Here is a 22,714-nt window from a genome sequence, read left to right as displayed (position 1 = left end):
CAATGAACCCGCTGCTCCCCTTCGCCCTCATCGCCTCGGGCTTCGCCATGTCGAGCGTCGCCTCGGCTGCCCCGGTTGTCGGTCAGCCGGCTCCCGCCTTCACTGCCCTCGATGCCAACGGCAAGCCGGTCAGCCTCACCGATTTCAAGGGCAAGACCGTGGTGCTCGAATGGACCAATCCCGGCTGCCCCTTCGTCCGCGGCCATTATGACAGCGGCAACATGCAGGCGACCCAGGCAAAAGCAAAAGCCGAAGGCGCGGTCTGGCTCACCATCAACAGCGGCGCCCCCGGCAAGCAGGGCCATATGACCGGCACCCAGGCCAGGGCCCAGCTTGCCACCGACAAGTCGGCGCCTGCCCATTACCTTCTCGATCCGCGCGGCACTGTCGGCACCCTCTACGCCGCCAAGACGACGCCCCACATCTATGTCATCACCCCCGAAGGCCGGCTCGCCTACAACGGCGCCATCAACGATCGCCCCACCGCCGAAAAGGACGATGCGCTCGCCGGCACCAACTATGCTCTCGCCGCTCTCACTGCGGTGAAGGCCGGCAAGGCACCGTCGCCGGCGGTCACCAAGCCCTATGGTTGCTCGGTCAAATACCCCGGCTGAACCAGGCCGCATCGGGAGCAGCGACGATGAGCGATTTCAAGGGCAAGTCCGTCATGGTGCTCGGCGGCAGCCGCGGCATAGGCGCCGCCATCGTCCGCCATTTCGCCGCTGCCGGCGCCAAGGTCCGCTTCTCCTACATGGGCTCGGCCGAAGCCGCTGCCGCCATCGCCACCGAAACCGGGGCTGAGGCCGTTCAGGCCGACAGCGCCGACCGCGATGCCGTCATCGCCGCCGTCGCCGCCGCCGGCCCGCTCGATATCATGGTCATCAACGCCGGCGTCGCCATGATGGGCGATCCCGCCACGCTCGATCCCGACGCCGTCGACAGGCTGATCGATATCAACGTGCGCGCCCCCTATCACGCCGCCGTCGAGGCCAGCCGCAAGATGCCCGACAACGGCCGCATCATCATCATCGGCTCGGTGAATGGGGACCGTGTGCCATGGCCCGGCACCACCGCCTATTCGCTCTCCAAATCCGCCGTCCAGGGCATCGGTCGCGGCCTTGCGCGGGATTTCGGAGCGCGCGGCATCACCGTCAATGTCGTCCAGCCCGGCCCGGTCGATACCGACATGAACCCCGCCACCGGCCCGATGGCCAGGCACATGCACAGCGCCATGGCCATCAAGCGCCACGCCCGTGCCGACGAAATCGCTGCACTGGTGATGTTTCTCGCCAGCCCCGCCGCCGCGATGATCACCGGCACCACCCAGACCATCGATGGCGGCATCGGCATCTAGGCACGTCAGCATTGCCAACCCCCGGCTGAAACCCTACCCACCCCAGAAAATAGGGGAAGAAACAGCCATGCGCGCCGCCGCCGTCATCATCGTCCTTCTCGCCGGCACCGCCGCCGAAGCCCGCGGCTTCCGCGCCGAAATCGTCCGCACTGCGCATGGCATCCCGCACATCACCGCGCCCGATTTCGCCGGCCTCGGCTATGGCGTCGCCTATGCCTATGGGCAGGACAATCTCTGCCTCCTCGCCGAGGAATTCGCCACCGTCGAAGGCACCCGCAGCCTCCACTTCGGCCCGGCGGGCAGCGCCACGCTCGGCTTCCAGACCGTCGACAATGTCTCGTCAGACGTGTTCTTCCGCAGCACCCTCGATCTCCCCGCCCTCAAGGCCCAATGGCGCCGCGCCGGCGCCCGCGAGCGCGACCTGTTCACCGGCTTCGCCGCCGGCTGGAACCGCCTCCTCCGCGATCTCGGCCCCGCGCGTGTCCCCGAGGCCTGCCGCGGCAAGCCCTGGGTGCGCCCCATCACCACCGACGATCTGCTCCGCCTCAACGAAAAGCAGATGCTCCTCGCAGGCAGTCTCGTCTTCGCCCCCGCCATCGCCAACGCCGCCCCCCCCAGCGGGCAGACCGCGCTCAACATCGACATCCCCACCGAAATGGGCCTCGGCTCCAACGGCTGGGCCTTCGGTGCGGACAGCACCGCCAATGGCCGCGGCCTCGTCGTCGGCAACCCGCACTTCCCCTGGTTCGGCTCGGCGCGCTTCTGGCAGATGCACACCACCGTGCCCGGCATGCTCGACGTGATGGGCGTCGGCATCGGCGGCACCCCCTTCCCGTCGCTCGGCTTCAACAAGCATGTCGCCTGGACCCACACTGTGACCGCCGCCCGCCACTTCACCATCCACGCCCTCACCCTCGATGCGGCCGACCCCATGACCTACATCGTCGACGGCCGACCCGAAAAAATGACCGCGCAGACGATCAGTGTCCCCGTTCCCGCCGGCGCCCAACCCATCACCCGCACCGTTTACGCCAGCCGTTTCGGCCCGATGGTCATGGCCCCTGCCGCAGGCCTCGGCTGGAGCAAGACCACCGCCTATGCCCTCAAGGAGGCCAATCGCGGCAACCAGCGCGGCCTCACCGCCTGGCTCGGCATCGCCACCGCACGCAGCACTGCCGATATCCGACAGGCGGTGGAAACCACGCTCGGCATCCCATGGGTCAACACCATCGCCGCCGACAGCGCCGGCAACGCCCTGCTCGCCGATGTCACCGCCGTCCCCAATGTCAGCGCCGACCAGATAAAGGCCTGCGCCACCCCGCTCAGCCCGCGCGTCGCCGCCCGCTTCGTCCTCCTCGATGGCAGCAAGTCGAGCTGCGACTGGACCGCAGCCAAGGGTACCCCCGTCGCCGGCCTCATGCCCGCCACCGACCAGGCCGTCTTCGCCCGCCGCGACTGGGTCGCGAACTCCAACGACAGCTACTGGCTCACCACTCCCAAGGCCCCTGCCACGCCGCTCTCCCCAATTCTCGGCTCATCCCAAACCGTCCGCACGCTCCGCACCCGCTCGGGCCTTCTCGAAATCGAACGCAATCTCGCCGCGGGCAAGATGACCCCCGAAACTGCCAAGACCATGGCCTTCGCCAACAAGAGCCTCGCCGCCGAACTGGCGCTGCCCGCCCTCATCACGCTGGCCGAATCCGATCCAGCCCTCGGCCCCGCCGCCACCGCCCTCAAAGGCTGGGACCAGCGGTTCGACAACAGCAGCCGCGGCGCCTTCCTCTTCCACCACATCTGGATGGCCGCTCAAAACATCCCCGGCCTCTGGGCCACGCCCTTCAGCGTCGCCGATCCGGTCAACACCCCCCACACCCTCGTCACCAGCGGCGAACAGAGCACCAAGCTCAAGGCGATCATCGCCAAGGCCATGGCCGACGTGCGCCAGGCCGGCTTCGCGCTCGATGCCCCGTGGGGCGACGTCCAATGGGCCCCGCGCGGCGGCGAGAAGATCGCCATCCACGGCGGCGAGGGCGATCACGGCGTCCTCAACGTACAGCGCAGCATGGCCGTCCCCGGCGGCCTCAACCCCGTCCATGGCACCAGCTACATCCAGGTCGTCACCTTCGATGAAACCGGCCCGGTCGCCGACGCCGTCCTCAGCTATTCCCAGTCCACCGATCCCGCCTCGCCATGGTATGGGGACCAGACCCGCCAATACTCCGCCAAGCAGTGGAACCGCCTCCCCTTCACCAAGGCCGAAATCGCCGCCACCCAGGTCGGCGAGGTGCTGCGCCTCCGCGAATAGCCGCCGCTGCCCGCAATGCGCCGCCGAAAGCGGGGCGCCTTCCTTGTCATGTCGGCCGAACCGATCGACCAGGGTCGCACTTGCCGGATTCGTCCCCAGCAGCCCGATTTCGATAGCGTGCCGGCAGAACCGCAGCTCCACCGTGTCGAGCATCGTCACCGCCGAATCATCCCGGCAATGTGCGCGCGACCCATTGATCACCACCCGCTCGACCTCCTCACGGAAGTCGAAGCACCCGGCAAACTGGTCCGCCGAAGCGGAAAACCGGCGCTCAACAGATCAGAGCTGAAAGACAATCCGGGGAGCACGCGCCCCTGGCAAGCCGGTTCCGACGACGGGCACGGGCACTAACGAAACCCCGAAGTGTGCCGACCACCGAGCGCCACACCTCCCTCCCCCACGCCAGGCGGGACAGTCGCGAAGCGGCAGTGCGGGGGCCCGGACCTTACGAAAGAAAGCGGAATTCCCTCCAGCGCGCGGGAGCCTTTTCCCTGCCCTCGTCAACGGCGCATCCGGCCATCCGGGCTCAAGCGCACCACGCTCCCTGTCCCGGCGGCAGCATAGATCGCCTCGATCAGCCGGACGTCGCGCAGGCCCATCGCGCCAGGGGTCCGGATCGTCGCATTGTCGCGCACGGCGTCCGAAAAATTGTCGAGTTGCCGCGCAAACTGCACCGTCGGATCGCCGAGCGAAAAGTCGCGACTCTCGCGCCCTTCCAGCCGCATCTTGTGGCCCTCATAGCCCGTTGCCGGATCCATGATCAGCGCTCCGGTGTCGCCGCGAACATGCGCGATGTTCGATCCGTCCGAGTCGTACGACGTCATCAGCTGCGCGATCGCGCCCGAGGGAAAGCGCAGCTGCGACGCCACCGAGGCAAAGACCTGCGCAAACCGCGGGTCGTTCCTCGGCTGAAAGGTGGTGGCCGTGATGGCTTCGGGCATCTCGCCGGTCAGGTACAGCGCCGCCTGCAGGCCGTAGATGCCGAAATCCTCCAGTGGCCCGCCGCCGGCGAGCGCCCGGTCGATCCGCCAATTCTCCGCCGGCCGCGACTTCGGGTCGGTGCGCGAAAGCTGCTCGGTCCGCACAAAGCGGATGTTGCCCGCCGCCTGGCGCCGCATCAACGCCATCGCCTCCATGTTGTGGGGCTCGAAATGCACGCGGTATGCAATCATCAGTCGCCGGTTCGCACGCTCCCCGGCGGCAATCATCCGCTCGCAATCCGCACTGTTGAGCGCCATCGGCTTCTCACACAGCACATGCTTGCCCGCGGCAAAGGCGCGGACCGCATATTCGGCATGAAGCCCGCTCGGCAGCACGATATACACCGCGTCGATACGCGTATCGGCGGCAATGCGCTCATAGTGTTCATAGGAGTAGCGAGCATCGGCGGGCACGCCATAGGCGTCCCCGACGCGGCGCAGCTTTTCGGGATTGCCCGATACCAGCGCAGCGATATGCGACCGTTCCGACCGCGAAAAGCGCGGCATCATCTGGTTGAGAGCGTAATCTCCGAGGCCGACGACCGCATAGCCAACGCTGTCCTGCCGCTTCGGACGCAGCGGCGAGGAAGGCAGGCTGACGCCATCGGGCATCGGACGGCCACGAGCGACGACGCTCCCGCCCGCCCCGCCTCCGGTCTGCGCAAGAACCGATCCGGCAGCGCCCGCAGCAGCGAGCGCGACAACCGCCGTGTCGCGCGCTTGCCCGATGAAACCCCGTCGCGAAATGCCGGCGCCGTCCATATGCGGATCTCCTTTGTTGCTGACACCAACAGTACAGCCCGACCACCACTTGGGTTCCGATATCGTGGGCCGGGTCCGCCGATGGCCATCGCGGCCCGACCGCATCGGCTGCGACCGCCCGCCGCACCCGCGCCGCCCCGGCCTTTGCGCACGCCGCCAAATCGGCTAGGCCATCGCCATGCGCAACAGCACCAGCCGCCAGACCGATCGCCAGACGGTCCTCACCCGCATCGGGTCGGTAACCGGCTTCACCCTGTCCGGCTGCTTCGGCGCCTGGGCGATCGTCGACGCGCCGCGGATGGCGCCGCTGCTCATCGCCGCCATCGTCACCTTCATCCTCGGACTGGTGCTCGCGCGCCGCGCAACGAAAACCCTCTACGGCCGCTGAGCCCCCCGGCGGCCGCAGCAGGCTATTTCTTCCTGAACACCGGCTTCCCCGCCACCCAGGTGCTCTCGATCCCCGTCCGCCAAAGCCCGGCCGCGGGTTCCACAAACGGATCCCGGTCGACGATGATGAAGTCCGCCCATTTGCCGGGCGTCAGGCTGCCGACCTTGCTCTCGGCATGGCCCGCATAGGCCGCCCCCAGCGTGAACGAGTGGAACGCCTGCACCATCGTCAGCGCTTCGCGGGCCCGCCAGCCGCCCGGAGGCGCCCCGTTGCGGTCCATCCGCGTCACCGCCGCATGCAGGCCATAGAAGGGGTTCGGCGGCTCGACCGGAAAATCCGATCCGCCGGCAATCTTCGTCCCCGAATCGATCAGCGTCTTCCATGCATAGCCGCCCTGCAACCGCAGCTCGCCCACCCGCGCCTCGGCCATTCCCTTGTCCGACGTCGCATGCGTCGGCTGGATCGAGGCGATGATCCCGAGCCGGGTGAAGCGCGGCAGATCATCGAGGCTGACGATCTGCGCATGTTCGTTGCGGTGGCGCAGCGCCCCCCGTTGCTCCGCCGGCACCGAGGCAAAGGCCGCCAGCACAGCCCCATTGGCGGCATCGCCGATGGCATGGACATTCACCTGAAAGCCCTTGGCCGAGGTGTCGATGATCATGCGGCGCAGCAACCCTTCCTCATAAAAAGGCAGGCCCTTCTCGCCCGGCTTGTCCGAATAATCCGCGCGCATCCAGGCACCGCGCGAGCCCAGCGCGCCATCGGCCTGCAGCTTCATCGCCTGCATCGCCAGCATGTCCTTCGAATCCCAGCCGATCGGCCCCTTGGGCGCAATCGCCGCCACGGCATCGGGTCCGCGCGCCATTGCATAGATCCGCGCTGTCAGCTTGCGGCGCTTCAGGAAGCGCTGGTAGCGGGCCCAGTCCGCCGGCCCCATGCCGGCATCATGCGCGCCGGTCATCCCCACCGACGCCATGATCTCCAGCGCCTTGGCAAGCGCCGCATCCTGCTCCTTCACCGTGGGAGCCGGAATCTTGTCACGCACCAGCTTCATCGCCGCGTCCACCAGCACGCCGGTGGCATTCCCCTGCGCATCACGCTCGATGCGCCCGCCGGCAGGATCGGGTGTGTCCCTGGTGATCCCCGAAAGCGCCAGCGCCCGTGCATTCACCCAGGCGGCATGGCCATCGACGCGCGTCAGATACGCCGGCTTGTCGCCGATCGCGACATCGAGTTCGGCCGCAGTCGGGAAGCGCCCGAGGTTCCAGCGCTCCTGGTTCCAGCCGCCCCCCAGCACCCAGCCGCCGCTGCTCCTGTACGCCTTCAGCCGCGCCTGCGCCTCGGCAAGCGAGCCCGTGCCATTCAGATCCACCCGCAGCGCCAGTTCCCCCAGGCTCATCACATGGCCATGCGCATCGATCAGCCCCGGCAGCAGCGTCTTGCCGCCCACGTCGATCTTCTTGCCCCGGGGCAGTTCTGCGCCAGCCGGCAGCGTCGCAGCCACCTTGCCATCGCGCCCCACCACCAGCGTCGCGAAGCGCTGCAGCGCGCCCGCCTCATCGAGCGTGTAGCCATTGGCATTGGTGTAAACGGTCTGCGCGCCGGCCGGCATCGCAGCGCCGAGCAGCAACATGGTCGCAAAGGTCTTCAACGGTCGTTCCCCCAACAGGTCTTCGTGTTTGCGTGCAAGATAGGCCCGGTTTCGTCCAATGCCCAGCCGTTCATCCAGCCGGGAAGCGCCGAATCAGCGACGAGGTATCGTCGCGCCCGCCCCCCATCGCCTGCACCTCGGCATAATAGCCATCGACCAGCTCGGTCACCGGCAGCTCCACCCCCAGCCGCGCCGCCTCGGCCAGCACCAGCCCCAGGTCCTTGCGCATCCAGTCGACGGCAAAGCCGAAGTCGAACTTGCCCGCCAGCATCGTCGGCGCGCGGTTGTGCATCTGCCAGCTCGCCGCCGCCCCGCCACCGATCACGCCGAGTACCTTCTCCATGTCCAGCCCCGCGGCACGGCCGAATGCCAGCGCTTCCGCGAGCCCCTGCACCACCCCGGCGATCGCCACCTGGTTGACCATCTTCGCCAGCTGCCCGGCCCCCGCCGGCCCGATGTGCCCGATCGTCTTGCCATACGCCGCCAGCACCGGCCCGGCCGCCGCAAACGCCCCCTCGGACCCCCCGCACATGACCGACAAGCTACCCGATTCCGCCCCGGCCTGGCCCCCGGAGACCGGTGCATCGAGCCACAACAGCCCTCGCGCCGCCGCCTGTTCGTCCAGATGCCGCGCCACCTCGGCCGAGGCGGTGGTATGGTCGATGAACAAGGCCCCGGCCCGCATCCCCGAAAACGCGCCGCCGCCATTGCTGGCATCGCCCACCGTCACCGCCAGCACATCGGCGTCGGCACCAACGCACGCCGCCACCACATCGGCACCCCTGGCCGCATCGGCAGGGCTCGTCGCCAACCGCCCGCCATGAGCATCCACAAAGGCTTGCGCCCGCGCATGGGTGCGGTTCCACACCGCCACCTCATGCCCCGCCGCCAGCAGATGCCGCGCCATCGGCGCCCCCATCACGCCAAGCCCCAGAAATCCGATCTTCATGCCAGCCCTTCCAACGTCGCAGGCCGCGCGCTAAGCGCATCCCCTATGAGCACAAACCCCTCCCTGCCCATCAGCCGCGCCGATGTCGAGGCAGCCGCAAAGGCAATTTCGGGCAATATCGTGCGCACCCCCTGCCTCAAATCCGAAACGCTCTCGGCGATGACCGGTGCCGAGGTCTGGCTCAAGTTCGAAAACCTCCAGTTCACAGCGGCTTACAAGGAGCGCGGCGCCCTCAACAAGCTGCTCTCGCTCACGCCCGAGGAGCGCGCCCGCGGCGTCATCGCCGCTTCGGCGGGCAACCATGCGCAAGGGCTGGCCTATAACGCCAAGCGCCTCGGCATCCCCGCCACCATCGTCATGCCGCGCTTCACCCCGATCGTGAAAGTCCAGCAAACCGAAGGCCATGGCGCCGATGTGGTCCTTCACGGCGAAAAGTTCGAGGAGGCCGGCGAACATGCGCTGGCGCTTGCGGAAAAGCGCGGCTTCGTCTTCGTCCACCCCTTCGACGATCCGCTGGTGATGGCCGGCCAGGGCACCGTCGGCCTCGAAATGCTCGAAGCCGTGCCCGATCTCGACACCTTCATCGTCCCCATCGGCGGCGGCGGCCTCATCTCGGGCATCGCCACCTATGCCAAGGCGTTCAATCCCAAGATCGACATTATCGGCGTCCAGGCCGAGCTTTACCCCTCGATGCATTCCTTGATGTCCGGCAAGCCCGCCCCCTGCGACGGGGACACCCTGGCCGAAGGCATCGCCGTCAAGACGCCGGGCATGCTCACCCGCCAGGTCGTCAAGGCGCTGGTCGAGGAAATCCTGCTCGTCGGTGAGCGCGATCTCGAGCACGCGGTGTCGCTGCTGCTCACCATCGAGAAGACGGTTGTCGAGGGTGCCGGCGCCGCCGGCCTCGCTGCCCTGCTCGCCCATCCGCGCCGTTTCCGCGGCACCAGGGTCGGTCTTGTGCTGTGCGGCGGCAACATCGACACAAGGCTGCTCGCCAATGTGCTGCTCCGCGAGCTGGCACGCTCGGGCCGGCTCGCGCGGCTCCGCATCCGGCTCAAGGACCGGCCGGGCCAGCTCTTCGAAGTGGCGCGCATTTTCGACCAGCAGCAGGTCAACATCCTCGAAGTCTATCACCAGCGGGTGTTCACCAGCCTGCCCGCCAAGGGGCTTATCGCCGAGATCGAGTGTGAAACCCGCGACCGCGATCATCTCCATCGCCTCATCGAAGCGCTTCGTGCCGCCGCCTATGACGTGCAGATGGTCGAATCCGGATGAAATTAACCTGGATTCGCCCATTTTCTCTATGGCCCCCCACTGCAAGGTCACCTTAGGATGAGGGGCCGGGAATCATCAGCAAGAGCAGGCGTGGCCGCATGACAGACCAGACCTTCCGATTCCCGCGCTTCTTCGTCACGGCACCCTCGCCTTGCCCCTATCTCCCCGGCCGCAGCGAGCGAAAGGTCTTCGCCGAACTCAAGGGCAGCGACGCGACCGACATGAACGAGGCGCTGGGCCGGATCGGCTTCCGCCGCAGCCAGAACGTCGTCTATCGCCCCAGCTGCGATTTCTGCCAGGCGTGCATCTCGCTGCGCGTGCAGGCAACGGCGTTCCGGCCGAGCCCGAGCCAGCGCAAGCTGCTCCGCCGCCATGCCGATCTGGAAGTCCATGCCTGCGAGCCCTGGGCCACCGAAGAGCAATGGCAACTGCTGCGCCGGTACCTCGGCACTCGCCACCCCCATGGCGGCATGACCGGAATGGACGGGCATGATTATGCCGACATGGTCGAGCAATCGCCGGTCGATACGGTGGTGGTGGAATATCGCGAGCCCGGCGTCGATGGCCGCCCCGGCAAGCTCGTCGGCGCCTGCCTCACCGACAAGCAGTCCGACGGCCTGTCGATGATCTACAGCTTCTACGAAACCGAGCCGGGCGCGCGTGAAAGCCTCGGCAGCTTCATCATCCTCGATCATATCATCCGCGCCGGCCGCGCGCGACTGCCGCATGTCTATCTCGGCTACTGGATCAAGGATTGCGCGCGCATGGCCTACAAGACCCGCTACCAGCCCGCCGAAATCCTTGTCGGCGGCCATTGGCAGCCGTTCGCGCGATCAGTCGGGTCCGGCCTGCTCCGATAGTGCCTCCTCGAACAGCGCCGCAGTCGAGGGGTCGAGGTCGCCGAGGGTACCGTCCATCACCCGGTCGGCCAATTCCTTGCCAAGTTCCACACCCCATTGATCGAAGGGGTTGATTCCCATCAGGACCGCGGCTGCAAAGGTGCGATGCTCGTAAAAGGCGAGCAGCGCGCCCAGCGTATGGGGATCGAGCCGATCGAGCAGTATCGTCGACGAGGGCCGGTTTCCAGGAAAGGTCCGCGCTGCCGCGAGAGCCGCATCGCCGCCCGCCAGCGCCAGCGCCTCCTCCATACTGCGACCCGCCAGCAGCGCCGCCCCCTGCGCCAGGCAGTTGGCAAGCAACTGGCGATGATGCGCGGGATCGAGCGCATGCCCCGGCGTTCTTACCGCCAGAAGCTCGACGGGGCCGATCACCGTCCCCTGGTGGAGCAGCTGGAAAACCGCATGCTGGGCATCGGTGCCGGTGCCCCCCCAGGTGACGGGCGCGGTCGGCCGGTCGACAGCGACCCCCTCCGCCGTAACCCGCTTGCCATTGCTCTCCATCTCGAGCTGCTGGAGAAAGGCCGGCAGCAGCCGCAGCCGCTCGTCATAGGCAAACACGCCGCGCGTCGCCTGCCCGCAGAAGCGCGCCGCCCATACATCGGCCATCGCCGCCAGCACCGGCGCATTGGCCGTCCATTCGCTGCCGAGAAAATGCGCATCCATCATCGCGGCACCCGCCTTGAGCGCCGCCCAGGCGTCGGGCCCGGCGCGCAGCACGAACGGCAGCCCCACCGCGGACCAGAGCGAATAGCGCCCTCCCACCGTCTCGGCGAAACCCAGCACATGCCCGGCCCCCCAGGCACGAGCCTTGTCGGGTGCGGCGGTCACCGCAACGCAGCGTGCGCGCGCATCCGCCACGCCCGCGGCCTCCAGCCATGCCACCGCGCTGGCGGCGTTGGTCAGCGTCTCGGCAGTGGTGAACGTCTTGGACACAACAACGATGAGTGTCGTTGCCGGGTCGCACCGTGCCATCGCGCGCGAAAGCGCCTCGCCATCGATATTGGAGACAACCTCCACCGCCGGGCCATCGCCGTCGCGCGCCAGCGCATCGAGCAACAGTGCCGGCCCCAGCGCCGAGCCGCCGATGCCGATGTGGAGCACATGCCGCATCGCCCCGCCGCGCAACTGCGTCGCCAACGCCACCAGCGCCGCGTCGCCGGCAGCAGCTTCGGCCACCAGCGCGGCGTTGCCCGATCCACGCTCGGCCATGTGCGTTGCAGCACGGTGCTCGCTGGTGTTGACCAGCCCTCCCGCTGCGAGCCGTTCCCGCGCCCCGGCCAGGCCACGCGCATCGGCAAGCCGGCCGAGCAACGCAAGCGCCTGCGTATCGATATCGAGCCGCGACCAATCGAAGCGAATGCCCGCCAGCTTCAGGCGCAGCGTCGCCATTCGATCCTCTTCACTGGCAAAGCGGGTGCGAATCGGCGGCCGCTCGCTTGCCGCATGCGCTGCCAGAGCAGCTTCGATCGATGATACCCCTGCGTCCATCCTGCCTTAATGGCGCAATGCCCGCGCGCCGCCAAGGCCGCCCGCAACATCATTTCAACATCACCCCAGAACTTCACCCACTCGACTTGCCCCACGCAACTTCACCCACTTGCCTTGACGTTGCCGCCGCACCGCGCCACGCCATGCGGCGATGGACCTCGCCCAAGCCCGTGACCTGCACGATGCGACAACCGCCCGGCTGCGACGCCGGCTGGCGCGGCTGGCGCGTATCGCCTTGTTCGCGGTGGTGGGCGCCCTGGTGCTGCGCGCGCTCTTCTACGCGCCCTTCTCGATCCCCAGCAGGTCGATGGCACCTTCGCTGGTGCCGGGAGACACGGTATTCGTTGCAAAATGGCCCTATGGCTATGGTGTCCACACGCTCCCGCTCGGGCCGCAGCTTCTCGGCATCGACGGAACCAAGCGGCTGTTCGCCCATACCCCCGGCCGCGGCGAGGTCATCGTCTTCAAGACCCCGCGCGACAATCGCACCAATTTCATCAAGCGCGTCGTCGGTCTTCCCGGTGACAGGGTGGAGATCCGCCAGCGCAAGCTCTGGCTCAACGGGGCGCCGCTCGGCTATGGCTCGGCCTGCCCCGGCGAGCCCTGCGGTCTCCTTCTCGAGGTACTGCCCGGTCCCGCCGGCCGCACCATCACCATCCGCGCCGATGCCGCCGATGCCATGGCGCCCTTCGGGCCGGTCGTCGTTCCCGCCGGCATGCTGTTCCTGCTCGGGGACAATCGCGGCGCCTCGGCGGACAGCCGCTTCCCCCTCGCCGAGGGCGGGATCGGCATGGTGCCCTTCGCCAATGTTCTCGGCCGCGCCGACATCATCCTCTTTTCCACCGCCTGCCCCACCCGCCCGCTCTGCCGCATCGGCATCCCGGCATGATCGCAACCGCATCCGAGCAAGCCCTGCAGGATTGGGCAGCCGCACAGCTCGGCCACCGGTTCACCGACCCGAGCCTGCTGCGCCGTGCCCTCACCCACAGCAGCGCCGCCCAGGGCGCCGCCAGCTACCAGCGGCTCGAATTCCTCGGAGATCGGGTGCTCGGCTGCGCCATCGCCGCCATGCTGTTCGAAGGCCATGACGAGGCCGAGGGCAAGCTCACAGCGCGCCTCCATGCGCTTGTCGAAGGCCCCGCCAATGCCGAAGTCGCCCGCCACCTCGGCGTCGAAGACCGGCTCATCATGGAGCCGAGCGCGCGCCTCAAGGGCCTCAACCGCTCGGAGAACGTGCTCGGCGATGTCGCCGAAGCGCTGGTCGCCGCCCTGTTCCTCGATGCCGGCTGGCCGGTGGCGCAGGCCTTCGTCCTCAAGCAATGGGGTCGGCTCGAAGCCGGTGGCCGCCAGGCGCTGTCCGATCCCAAGTCCCGTCTGCAGGAATGGGCACTCAAGCGCCGGCGCGGAATGCCGCGCTACGTCGTCCTGGGCCGCGATGGGCCGGACCATGCCCCCATCTTCACCATCGAAGCCAGCGTGCGCGGCGAGCCTGCGGCGAAGGCCTCGGGCACCAGCAAGCAGGAGGCCGAGAAGGCCGCTGCCCTCATCCTCCTCGAAAGTCTGCCCAAATGACCGATACCACCAGCCCCGCAACCCCGCCTCGATGCGGCTCGATCGCCGTTGTCGGTGCCCCCAATGCCGGCAAGTCCACCCTGGTCAACGCGCTCGTCGGCCAGAAGGTCGCCATCGTGTCGGCCAAGGTGCAGACCACCCGCACCCGGCTCATCGGAATCGCCACCGAAGGCACCGCGCAGCTGCTGCTCATCGACACGCCGGGCATCTTCTCCACCACCCGCCGCCGGCTCGACCGCGCCATGGTCAAGGCCGCCTGGGATGGCGCCGAGGGTGCCGACCTCATCGCGATGGTGATCGACGCCAAATCGGGCATCAAGGACGAGCCGCGCGCCATCATGGAGGCGCTTGCCACCCGCCGCGAGCCGCGCATCCTCATCCTCAACAAGGTCGACATCACCGCCAAGCCCAAGCTGCTGGCCCTCGCCGCCGAAGCCAATGAAATCTGCGCCTTCGAGGAGACCTATTTCATCGCCGCCAACACCGGCGACGGCATCCCCGAGCTCAAATCCGCCCTCGCCGCCCGCCTGCCCGAAAGCCCCTGGCATTTTCCCGAGGACCAGCTTTCGGACACCACGAGCCGGATGATGGCCGCCGAGATCACCCGCGAGCAGCTCTACAACCAGCTTCACGCCGAGCTGCCCTATGCGAGCACGGTCGAGACCGAGAAGTGGGAAGAGCGGCGCGACGGGTCGGTGGCGATCCACCAGCAGATCCTCATCGAGCGCGAGACGCAGCGCGCCATCGTGCTCGGCAAGGGCGGCAGCCGCATCAAGGAGATCGGCGCGACCGCGCGCGCCGGCATCAGCGAGCTGCTCGGCCGCCCGGTACACCTGTTCCTGCACGTGAAGGTGAAGGAAGACTGGGCCGATGACCGCGCCGTCTATCGCGACTCCGGCCTGGACTGGGTCGAATAGCAGCCGGCCACCGCATTGCGGCAGTCGCTCCGGGCAGTAGACTGCACTGATGCAGCTCAAAACCAGCGCCATCGTCTGCACCTTGCTGGGCCACGGCGAGCATGGGGTGATCGGCCGCTTCCTCACCGCCGAGGATGGCCTTGTCGCCGGCTATATCCGCGGCGGCCGCGGGCGCCGGCTCCGGCCGGTCCTCCAGCCGGGCAACATCGTGGCGCTCACCCTCGCCGCCCGCCTCGATAACCAGCTCGCCAGCGCCACGGTCGAGTTGGGCGAGGCCCGCGCTGCCCTCATCACCGGCAGCTTCGGCCTCGCCACGCTCGAATGGGCCACAATCCTGACCGCCGCAGCACTCACCGAGGGGGCACCCCACCCTGCCCTCCATGCCGGCCTCGATGCCCTCGTCGCCATGCTCGCCGCCGAAGCGCCGCCGGTGCAGACGGCCGAAGCCCTCGCCCGCTACGAGCTGCTGCTGCTCGCCGAAACCGGCTTCGGGCTCGATCTTGCAAGCTGTGCGGCCACCGGCACCACGCAGGACCTCGCCTTTGTCTCGCCCAGGTCCAGCCAGGCCGTCAGCCGCACCGCAGGCCTGCCCTGGGCTGCCCGGCTGCTGCCGCTCCCCGCCTTCCTCATCACCGACCATCGGCCCGATGCCAGCGATGTGCACGCCGCCCTCGTCCTCACCCGCCATTTCCTGGCGCGCGACATCCTCGCCGGCAGCGCCGCCCGGCTGTTCGCGGCCCGCGACCGCCTCACTGCACGGCTGCCAGTGGACGAAAGCGGAACATCCGGCTAGCAAGCCGCATGGCCAAGACGACAGCACCTGCACCACCCGCCGGCCCTCCGGCCGACCATGTTCTCGACACCCCGTTCGATTCAGCGCTGTCCGACCGCTATCTCGTCTATGCACTGAGCACGATCACAGCGCGCTCGCTGCCCGACCTGCGCGACGGCATGAAGCCCGTCCACCGCCGCATCCTGTGGGGCATGCGGCTGCTGCGGCTCGATCCAGCCTCGGCCTACAAGAAATCCGCCCGTGTCGTCGGCGACGTGATGGGCAAATATCATCCGCACGGCGACCAATCCATCTATGATGCGCTGGTGCGGCTGAGCCAGGATTTCGCGCTGCGCTATCCGCTGATCGACGGCCAGGGCAATTTCGGCAACATCGATGGCGATAACGCCGCCGCCATGCGCTATACCGAGGCGCGCCTCACCGCCGCCGCCGCGACACTCATGGACGGGCTCGACGAGGAATCGGTGCCGTTCCGCACCACCTACAATGGCGAGGAAGAAGAGCCCGAGGTCTTTCCCGGCGCCTTCCCCAACCTCCTCGCCAACGGCGCTTCGGGCATCGCGGTCGGCATGGCCACCAGCATCCCGCCGCACAATGCCGCCGAGATCCTGGCCGCCGCCCTTGCGCTGCTCGCCGAACCCGACCTTCCCGATGCACGGCTGCTCGAGCACGTCCAGGGCCCGGATTTCCCGACCGGCGGCATCCTCATCGAGCCGCGCGCCAGCATTGCAGAAGCCTATGCCACGGGCCGCGGGTCGTTCCGGCTGCGCGCGCGCTGGCGCAAGGTCGAGGCGAAGAACGGCCTCTGGCACATCGAGATCAGCGAGATTCCCTATCAGGTCGTCAAGGGCAAGCTCATCGAAACGCTGGCCAATCTGCTCAACGACAAGAAGCTGCCGCTCGTTGCCGATCTCGATGACCAGTCGGACGAGCAGCTGCGCATCACCATCGAGCCGCGCGCCCGCACCGTCGATCCCGAGCTGCTGATGGAGAGCCTTTTCAAGCTCACCGATCTCGAAGTGCGCGTGCCCCTCAACATGAACGTGCTCGACCATGGCCGGCCGGGTGTCCTGTCGCTGGGCGAAGTCCTTCGCAAATGGCTCGTCCACCAGCGCGAGGTGCTCATCGCCCGCGCCCGCTTCAGGCTTGGCAAGATCGATGCGCGGCTGGAGATCCTCGGCGGCCTCATCAAGGCCTATCTCAACCTCGACGAGGTCATCCGCATCATCCGCAAAGCCGATGATGCCCGCGCCGAGTTGATCACCGCCTTCGACCTCACCGTCACCCAGGCCGAAGCCATCCTCAACATGCGGCTGCGCAGCTTGCGCAAGCTCGACGAGCTGGAGATCACCCGCGAAAACGCCGCCCTGACGGCGGAAGCCAGGGACCTGCGCTATCTTCTCGACAGCCCGGGCGAGCAGACGAAGCGGCTGACCGCCATCCTCGCCAGGCTGCGCGAAACCTATGGGCCGGACACCGAGCTCGGCCGCCGCCGCACCACCCTCGCCACCGCCCCCGACGTGCGCTTCGTGCCGCTGGAAGCGATGATCGAGCGCGAGCCGCTCACCATCATCGCTTCGGAAAAAGGCTGGGTGCGCGCGATGAAGGGCCATATAGACCTCGGCAGCGCCGATGCGATCAAGTTCAAGGAGGGGGACGGCCCCGCCTTCGCCTTCCATGCGCACACCACCGACAAGCTGATGCTCGCCACTTCGGATGGCCGCTTCTTCACCCTCTCGCCCGACAAGCTGCCCGGCGGGCGCGGCTTCGGCGAACCGCTGCGGCTGATGATCGACCTCGGAGAGACGGCGCATGTCGTCACCCTCATGCCCCACCGCGCCGATGCGACGCTGCTTCTCGCCAGCTCGGACGGGCGCGGTTTCCTGGTGAAGGCCGAGGATGTGCTCGCCGAAACCCGCAAGGGGCGGCAGGTGATGGTGCCGCGCGCAGGCGCCACCCTCAAGCTCGTCCGGCCGGTCGCACCCACCGACGACATGGTCGCCACCATCGGAGACAACCGCAAGCTGCTGGTGTTTGCCCTTGCCGAGCTTCCCGCCATGGCGCGCGGCCAGGGGGTGGCACTGCAGAAGTTCAAGGATGGCGGGCTTGCCGATGCGCGCACCTTCGTGATGGCCGATGGACTGAGCTGGCCGATGGGCGGTGCCACGGCGCGAACCCGGACCGAGGCCGATCTGGGATTCTGGCAGGGGGCGCGCGCGAGTGCCGGGCGAATGCCGCCGACGGGCTTCCCGCGCGACAACAAATTTGCCTGACCCGCGACAACCACAACCTCTCGCCACCCCCACCGCCGCGCGCTAGGGTTTCGACATGATCGGCATCGCAATCGTCCTCCTCCTCAACCTCGCCTTCGGCGCCTGGGTCGTGCGGCTCATCGTCAAGGACCCCGCCAATCTGCGCAAGCGGCGCGACAAGCCGGTCGACCCGACCGATCCGCCGGCACGCTGATGGTCATCATCGGCCTGCTGCTGCTTTCGCTCGTCGTCATCGCCTTTGCGGCACGCGGCGCCCCCAAGCCCAAGTACGAACAATTGCCCGCACCCGAACCCGCCGAGGTCGACCACGACCATCGCCCCGGCTCCAGGGACCCCGACTGAGTTATCTTGCACGCCGCGTTGAATGTGATATCAATTTGATATCACTTTAACGGGGACGAACGATGCAACCCTCCACGCCCAGCCGCGAGCACGCCGGCGCCGGCACCAGCGGTTTTCCAGCCCTTGCCTTGCTTCTGGCGAGCATCCTGCTCGGCCTGTTCGGTGCCATCGTCGCCGCCGACGATCCGACGGTCCTGCTCGCCCTCCCGCTGGTCACTATCCTGGGCATCTTCCTCATCCTCGGCTTCTACAAGCTGCAGCCCAACGAGGCCGGCGTGCTCACCCTGTTCGGCGCCTATCGCGGCACCGACCGCGGCACCGGGCTGCGCTGGACCTGGCCCTGGATCGCCCGCAAGAAAGTGTCCTGCCGCGCCCACAATCTCATCAGCCAGCAGATCAAGGTCAACGATCTGCGCGGCAACCCGATCGAGATCGCAGCACAGCTCGTCTGGCGCATCACCGACACGGCTCAGGCGACCTTCGATGTCGACAATTATGCCGAATTCGTGCTGGCGCAGGTCGAGGTTGCCGTCCGCACCATCGGTGCGCGCTACCCCTATGACGATTTCGAACACAAGGAAGTGACCCTGCGCGGCGACCATGAGCAGATCGCCGGCGAGCTGCGCACCGAGCTCATCGAGCGGCTCAAGGTCGCCGGCATCACCGTCGACGAGTGCGGCTTCACCCATCTCGCCTATGCCCCCGAGATCGCCGGCTCGATGCTCCGCCGGCAACAGGCCGCGGCCGTGGTCGCGGCGCGCGAAACTTTGGTGCTGGGCGCGGTGTCAATGGTCGAGATGGCGCTCGAGCAGCTCAGCGCGCGCGACATCATCCAGCTCGATGGCGAGCGCCGCGCCGCCATGGTCAGCAACCTCATGGTCATCCTCTGCGGGGACCGGGAAGCCCAGCCGGTCGTCAACACCGGGAGCCTCTACCAATAGTGGCGGACCGAAAGGCCTTTGCCCTGCGCCTCGATCCGGCGCTCCACGACGCCATCCAGCGCGCCGCAGCCGGCAACCTGCGCAGCACCAATGCCGAGATCGAGGTGCTGCTGCGCGAGGCGCTGGCGCGGCGCGGCATTCGCCTCGCCCCGGCGGATCTCCCCAAACGCGGCCGCCCGCCGGCAGCATCATGACCGCTCCGCAGCGCGCCGCTGATATCCGGACCCCGCAATGCGGCGGTTCGTCGTAAGTCACGGAACGCGGGGCAATAATCCGCGTTGCACCGGCACCTCTCAACAAGGAGCGCCAAATGGCCACCCAGGACAACGACATCAAGATTCTCAACGATCTAATCGAAACCACCATCGATTCGGCCGATGGCTATGAACAGGCTGCCGAGACCGCGCAGAACGACGCCGAAAGCGCCGACCTCGCCGATCTCTTCCGCCGCTTCGGCAACGAGCGTCGCATCGCCGTCACCGATCTGCGGTCGCAGGTTTCGCTGCTCGGCGGCGAACCCGAGGACGATGGTTCGATCCTTGCCGGCGCCCATCGCAGCTTCCTTCGACTGAAAAGCGTCTTCGGCTCGAGCCGCGCCCGGGTGATCGAAGAAGTAGAAGCCGGTGAAGACGTCATCAAGGCCAAGTATGAAGATGCGATGACGGCCGACATCAGCACCAACACCCGCGCTGTCGTCGAGAAGGCCTATGCGTCGGTCCGCGCAGGGCACGATACGTTCAGCGCGATGAAGCACGCGAACCAGGCCAACTGACAGCCTGCCCGCCCGGCGTTCCCCACGTCGGGCGGGCCCCGCTACAACGCTGCAGCCATCGCCCGGTCGACCAATGTTGCGACGGCGTCCGCATCCATCGGAAATCCTGCCGCCACCCATTCGCGTTCGAAGCGCACGAGCCGCGCCGCCACGTCCGGCCCTGGCCCCACCCCGCGCGCAACGAAGTCCTTGCCCGATACCGGCATGCGTGGTCGCTCCCAGGCCAGCAGTTGCCGCGCATCCTCGACCCGGCCCGCCATCAGCAGCCGATCTAGCAGCACATCGGCCCCCACCGCCCAGGCTGCGGCATAAACCGGCATCGAATCAGCCGGCAGTACCGCCCGTGCCACACGCATCCGGTCGGCGTTGGACAGACGAAGCCGCGCCGCCACCGCATCGGCCATCTTTGCATCGGCCGGCAACAATGCCGCCAGCCGCCGGCGCCAGTCCGGCGCAAGCCCGAGTGCAGCTTCGCTCGCCATCAGCACCGCCAACCGACCCAGCGCGTCCTGCCGACCGATCTCCGGAAGCACCGGCCGCCAGATGCCGTGCTCGATCATCAGCACCAGCACCGGCAGCGGATCGGCCACCAGCAGCAGCCCCCGAAGCTCCAGCGCCACCCGCTCGCGCGAGAGCGCCATCAGGTCATTGGCACGCGCCGCACAAGCTGCCAGCCCTTCGGCATCCATCCCCTGCCCGAACCGCGACGAAAAGCGGAAGAAGCGCAAGATCCGCAAATGGTCCTCGGCAATGCGTGCCATCGGATCGCCGATGAACCGCACTCGCCGCGCCGCAAGGTCCTCCAACCCCCCGAACCAGTCGTCGATCTCCCCGCCTGGCAGCCGCGCATAAAGCGCGTTGATCGTGAAATCCCGCCGCGCCGCATCCGCCTGCCAGTCATCGGTGAACACCACTTCGGCCCGCCGGCCATCGGTCGTCACATCATGGCGCAGCGTCGTCACCTCGGCCTTGATGCCGCCGGCCACAGCCGTCACCGTGCCATGCGCCAGCCCGGTCGGAAACGCCTTCAGCCCCGCCGCCCGCAGCCGCGCCATCACCTCGTGCGGTGCAAGTGCTGTCGCAAGATCGATGTCGGCAGCCTCCAGTCCGAGCAGCGGGTCGCGCACGCTGCCGCCCACCAACCGGCTGGTGCCGGCCTCGGCATCGAGCGCAGCCAGCAGCGCCTTCCCGTCCTCGGTGCCCACCCAGGCCGGGATCGGCAATTTCACAGCCGTATCCGCTTCGACAGATTGACGATCATCCCCGCCGTCGCCCCCCAGATCTCGCGCCCGCCGTGGCGGATGACGAAGGTCCGCCGCGGCTTGCCCAGCCACTCGCCCATCCGCAACTCATGGTTGCGCGGATCGAGCACATGCGCCAACGGCACATGGAACATCTCTGCCACCTCCCCGGCGTGCGCATGCAGCAGCAGCCCCGGCGGCACCAGCCCCACCACCGGCGTCACCGCAAATCCCGTCCCGGTGGTGTAATTCTCGAGCATCCCCAGCACCTCGACATGCTCGCGCGCCAGCGCCACTTCTTCCTCCGCCTCGCGCAGCGCCGTCACCACCAGCGATGCATCCCCGGCGTCCATCCGGCCGCCGGGAAAAGCGATCTGCCCGGCATGGCGCTTCAGATGCGCCTGGCGCCGGGTCAACAGCAGCTGCGGCTCCCGCTCGGTCGTCACCGCCATCAGCACCGCCGCGCGCGCCAGCGCCCCCCGGATTTCCGGCGGCTCTTCCGGATGGCCCGAAACTGCATGATCGCCACCAAAACCATCCGCCGAAGCGCCGGCGAGCAGAGCTGCCCGCAACGCCTCGATCGGCATCAGCTCTGCCCGAACGGGAAGCAGGCGCCCCCGGCCCAAAGCCGCGGTACCAGTGCATCCTCCGCCAGCGCCATATCCGCCAGCTCATAAAACACCGGCCGCGCCACCAGCGCCTCGAGTCCATCGCGCACCAGCAGATACGGCCGCGGTGTCCCATCCGCCGCCACATCCACCCGCAGCGGATGGTCCGGACCGGCCTCGACCAGCGTCTCGGTGTTCAGCCGGAAGATCAGCCGTCGTTCCTCGCCGCTGCCGATCGATTGCACCTCCACCGCCACAAAGGGAGCATCCTCCACGGCAATGTCCAGCTTCTCATGCGGTGTCACCAGCACGAACGAGCCATCGGGCTCGCGGCGCAGGATCGTCGAAAACAGCTGGACCAGCGCCGGCCGCCCGATCGGCGTCCCCTGGTGAAACCAGGTGCCATCGACTGCGATCCGCATCTCGCTGTCCCCGCACCGCTCGGGGTGCCAGAGATGCACGGGGGGAAGCGCCTTTGCGCTCACCGCCGCAGCAAGCGCTGCCAGCGAGCCGTGCGCCGAATCTGTCTGTTCATCACTCATGAGGTCTTCATACCGCCCGCGCCGGCCATCGTCATGGCGCGAATCGCGTCAGGCCGCTGCCCGCGACGATCCTGCAAGTGCGGGCCCGAGCGTTCCTCCCGCCGGAAGCCCCTTCAGATCGCCTCGCAGCAACAGCCGCTCGCGCTCCACCGGTCCCGGCAGATGCCAGTGCAGGCCGGCACCAGCCACAAAGCCGAAGCGGCCATAATAAGCAGCATCGCCGATCAGCAGTTGCGGGAAAAAGCCTGCCGCATCCGCCAGCGCCAACACCGATGTCATCAACTGCGAGCCAAGGCCAAGCCCCTCGGCCCGCCGCGCCACCGCGACCGGCCCCAGCAGCACGAGCGGCCAACGTCCGTCCTCGCCATCCAGCATCAGCGGCCAGCACTGCACCGATCCGGCGAGACCATCGCCATCACGCGCCACCAGGCAGAGCTCGGGAATTGCCGGCACCCCGTCGCGCAGCCGATAGGCGGTGCGCTCGTGCCGCGACACGCCGAAGCGATCGTCGAGCAACGCTGCAATATCGGGCAGGTCTGTCGCCTGCGCGGTCATCAGTTCAAACATGAAGGTGAATTCTTTCCGGAAACGACAAGACAAGACGGCGCCGCACGCAATGGCGGGTCAGTCTCGTCGGCTCGGATAAGGTTTCGTCATCCGCA

24 protein-coding genes are annotated in these 22,714 nt (G+C 67.8%); 16 read left to right on the top strand and 8 right to left on the bottom strand.

Translation table 11 applies throughout. The features are described 5' to 3' along the window. The first annotated feature begins 2 nt into the window (after positions 1 to 2). The 3 genes from FHS79_RS09520 (at position 3) to FHS79_RS09510 (ending at position 3,659) form a co-directional block, all read left to right on the top strand. Entirely contained in the window at positions 3 to 614 is a 612-nt protein-coding gene (locus tag FHS79_RS09520) for a redoxin domain-containing protein (protein WP_184198876.1), read from the top strand. A gap of 26 nt (positions 615 to 640) precedes the next feature. After that, positions 641 to 1,354 (top strand): SDR family oxidoreductase, encoded by a 714-nt coding sequence (gene bdcA / locus FHS79_RS09515; RefSeq protein ID WP_184198873.1) that lies wholly within the window; start codon positions 641 to 643, stop codon positions 1,352 to 1,354. Between the two features lie 67 nt (positions 1,355 to 1,421). Continuing rightward, complete coding sequence (locus FHS79_RS09510) at positions 1,422 to 3,659, top strand: penicillin acylase family protein (RefSeq protein WP_184198870.1); 2,238 nt, start codon at positions 1,422 to 1,424, stop codon at positions 3,657 to 3,659. Positions 3,660 to 4,159: 500 nt separating this feature from the next. Here FHS79_RS09510 and FHS79_RS09505 read toward each other — a convergent pair whose 3' ends face one another. Next, complete coding sequence (locus FHS79_RS09505) at positions 4,160 to 5,401, bottom strand: Gfo/Idh/MocA family protein (RefSeq protein WP_184198868.1); 1,242 nt, start codon at positions 5,399 to 5,401, stop codon at positions 4,160 to 4,162. 178 nt (positions 5,402 to 5,579) lie between these two features. Here FHS79_RS09505 and FHS79_RS09500 point away from each other — a divergent pair, with 178 nt between their 5' ends. After that, complete coding sequence (locus tag FHS79_RS09500) at positions 5,580 to 5,789, top strand: hypothetical protein (protein WP_184198865.1); 210 nt, start codon at positions 5,580 to 5,582, stop codon at positions 5,787 to 5,789. A 22-nt stretch (positions 5,790 to 5,811) separates the two neighbouring features. Here the strand turns inward: FHS79_RS09500 and FHS79_RS09495 are convergent, their stop codons facing one another. Then, the gene (locus FHS79_RS09495) at positions 5,812 to 7,440 is read right to left on the bottom strand and encodes an amidohydrolase (protein ID WP_207792291.1); all 1,629 of its coding nucleotides are present in this window, start codon (positions 7,438 to 7,440) and stop codon (positions 5,812 to 5,814) included. A 70-nt stretch (positions 7,441 to 7,510) separates the two neighbouring features. After that, positions 7,511 to 8,389: an NAD(P)-dependent oxidoreductase gene (locus FHS79_RS09490; RefSeq protein WP_184198862.1), complete on the bottom strand. Its 879-nt coding sequence runs from the start codon at positions 8,387 to 8,389 to the stop codon at positions 7,511 to 7,513. Between the two features lie 45 nt (positions 8,390 to 8,434). Here FHS79_RS09490 and FHS79_RS09485 point away from each other — a divergent pair, with 45 nt between their 5' ends. Together FHS79_RS09485 and FHS79_RS09480 are read left to right on the top strand one after the other, a co-directional pair. Beyond that, positions 8,435 to 9,664, top strand: a complete 1,230-nt coding sequence (locus FHS79_RS09485; protein ID WP_184198859.1) for a threonine ammonia-lyase — start codon at positions 8,435 to 8,437, stop codon at positions 9,662 to 9,664. 98 nt (positions 9,665 to 9,762) lie between these two features. Continuing rightward, complete coding sequence (locus FHS79_RS09480; RefSeq protein ID WP_184198856.1) at positions 9,763 to 10,524, top strand: arginyltransferase; 762 nt, start codon at positions 9,763 to 9,765, stop codon at positions 10,522 to 10,524. On the opposite strand, the gene pgi is transcribed toward FHS79_RS09480, so the two are convergent. After that, on the bottom strand, positions 10,498 to 12,051 hold the full coding sequence (gene pgi, locus FHS79_RS09475) for a glucose-6-phosphate isomerase (protein WP_184198853.1): 1,554 nt from the start codon (positions 12,049 to 12,051) through the stop codon (positions 10,498 to 10,500). The two genes, FHS79_RS09480 and pgi, sit on opposite strands and share 27 nt — an antisense overlap. Positions 12,052 to 12,202: 151 nt before the next feature. On the opposite strand from pgi, the gene lepB reads away from it, so the two are divergent. The 10 genes from lepB to FHS79_RS09425 all read left to right on the top strand — a co-directional run bounded on the left by lepB (position 12,203) and on the right by FHS79_RS09425 (position 19,661). Then, entirely contained in the window at positions 12,203 to 12,940 is a 738-nt protein-coding gene (gene lepB, locus FHS79_RS09470) for a signal peptidase I (protein WP_184198850.1), read from the top strand. Continuing rightward, the gene (gene rnc / locus FHS79_RS09465; RefSeq protein ID WP_184198847.1) at positions 12,937 to 13,623 is read left to right on the top strand and encodes a ribonuclease III; all 687 of its coding nucleotides are present in this window, start codon (positions 12,937 to 12,939) and stop codon (positions 13,621 to 13,623) included. The genes lepB and rnc overlap by 4 nt, the downstream gene beginning before the upstream one ends. After that, entirely contained in the window at positions 13,620 to 14,540 is a 921-nt protein-coding gene (gene era / locus FHS79_RS09460) for a GTPase Era (RefSeq protein ID WP_184198844.1), read from the top strand. Before rnc ends, era begins: the two co-directional genes overlap by 4 nt. 46 nt (positions 14,541 to 14,586) lie before the next feature. Next, complete coding sequence (recO, locus tag FHS79_RS09455) at positions 14,587 to 15,333, top strand: DNA repair protein RecO (RefSeq protein ID WP_184198996.1); 747 nt, start codon at positions 14,587 to 14,589, stop codon at positions 15,331 to 15,333. Between the two features lie 8 nt (positions 15,334 to 15,341). Continuing rightward, on the top strand, positions 15,342 to 17,606 hold the full coding sequence (gene parC / locus FHS79_RS09450; protein WP_184198842.1) for a DNA topoisomerase IV subunit A: 2,265 nt from the start codon (positions 15,342 to 15,344) through the stop codon (positions 17,604 to 17,606). 55 nt (positions 17,607 to 17,661) lie between these two features. After that, on the top strand, positions 17,662 to 17,799 hold the full coding sequence (locus tag FHS79_RS09445; protein WP_184198839.1) for a hypothetical protein: 138 nt from the start codon (positions 17,662 to 17,664) through the stop codon (positions 17,797 to 17,799). After that, a complete protein-coding gene (locus FHS79_RS09440; protein ID WP_184198836.1) occupies positions 17,799 to 17,948 on the top strand; it encodes a hypothetical protein in 150 nt (49 codons plus the stop codon). Before FHS79_RS09445 ends, FHS79_RS09440 begins: the two co-directional genes overlap by 1 nt. Before the next feature lie 62 nt (positions 17,949 to 18,010). Then, entirely contained in the window at positions 18,011 to 18,889 is an 879-nt protein-coding gene (locus tag FHS79_RS09435; RefSeq protein WP_184198833.1) for an SPFH domain-containing protein, read from the top strand. Continuing rightward, positions 18,889 to 19,083, top strand: coding sequence for a type II toxin-antitoxin system antitoxin (locus FHS79_RS09430; protein WP_184198830.1), 195 nt, complete (start codon positions 18,889 to 18,891; stop codon positions 19,081 to 19,083). The genes FHS79_RS09435 and FHS79_RS09430 overlap by 1 nt, the downstream gene beginning before the upstream one ends. A gap of 116 nt (positions 19,084 to 19,199) precedes the next feature. Further along, complete coding sequence (locus FHS79_RS09425) at positions 19,200 to 19,661, top strand: PA2169 family four-helix-bundle protein (RefSeq protein WP_184198827.1); 462 nt, start codon at positions 19,200 to 19,202, stop codon at positions 19,659 to 19,661. 41 nt (positions 19,662 to 19,702) lie between these two features. On the opposite strand, the gene FHS79_RS09420 is transcribed toward FHS79_RS09425, so the two are convergent. Genes FHS79_RS09420 through FHS79_RS09405 form a run of 4 tightly spaced genes read right to left on the bottom strand, consistent with a single transcriptional unit; the run spans position 19,703 to position 22,619 of the window. Then, a complete protein-coding gene (locus FHS79_RS09420; RefSeq protein WP_341534434.1) occupies positions 19,703 to 20,890 on the bottom strand; it encodes a CCA tRNA nucleotidyltransferase in 1,188 nt (395 codons plus the stop codon). Beyond that, positions 20,887 to 21,489, bottom strand: coding sequence for a CoA pyrophosphatase (locus tag FHS79_RS09415; RefSeq protein WP_184198824.1), 603 nt, complete (start codon positions 21,487 to 21,489; stop codon positions 20,887 to 20,889). Before FHS79_RS09415 ends, FHS79_RS09420 begins: the two co-directional genes overlap by 4 nt. Continuing rightward, positions 21,489 to 22,052, bottom strand: a complete 564-nt coding sequence (locus tag FHS79_RS09410; protein ID WP_184198821.1) for a DUF1285 domain-containing protein — start codon at positions 22,050 to 22,052, stop codon at positions 21,489 to 21,491. The genes FHS79_RS09415 and FHS79_RS09410 overlap by 1 nt, the downstream gene beginning before the upstream one ends. Positions 22,053 to 22,100: 48 nt before the next feature. Continuing rightward, entirely contained in the window at positions 22,101 to 22,619 is a 519-nt protein-coding gene (locus FHS79_RS09405) for a GNAT family N-acetyltransferase (RefSeq protein WP_184198818.1), read from the bottom strand. Positions 22,620 to 22,714: the final 95 nt, after the last annotated feature.

This window comes from Polymorphobacter multimanifer (genome assembly GCF_014205635.1).
Lineage (GTDB): Bacteria > Pseudomonadota > Alphaproteobacteria > Sphingomonadales > Sphingomonadaceae > Sandarakinorhabdus > Sandarakinorhabdus multimanifer.
This window is presented reverse-complemented; position numbering and strand designations above follow the sequence as displayed.